Annotated in this window: 1 pseudogene; it reads left to right on the top strand. The window is 65.1% G+C overall.

Features of this window, described 5'->3' with window-relative positions:
• Nucleotides 1–255, top strand: a pseudogene (locus tag C5P05_RS00015) (electron transfer flavoprotein subunit beta/FixA family protein); the annotation flags it as partial.

The raw sequence follows: 255 nt of genomic DNA, 5'->3' as shown, positions 1-255 counted from the left end.
GCGAAGAACTGCAGCCGCTGGCGGTCGCCAAGCTGCTCAAGGCCCTGGTCGACAAGGAGCAGCCCGGCCTGATCCTGCTCGGCAAACAGGCGATTGATGACGACTGCAACCAGACCGGCCAGATGCTCGCCGCCCTGGCCGATCTGCCGCAAGCCACCTTCGCCAGCAAGGTCGAAGTGGTGGATGGCAAAGCTTCCGTCACGCGCGAGGTCGATGGCGGTCTGGAAACCCTGTCCTTGAGCCTGCCGGCCGTGA

Source organism: Rhodoferax ferrireducens, assembly GCF_003347515.1.
Classification (GTDB): Bacteria; Pseudomonadota; Gammaproteobacteria; order Burkholderiales; family Burkholderiaceae_C; genus Rhodoferax.
This window is presented reverse-complemented; position numbering and strand designations above follow the sequence as displayed.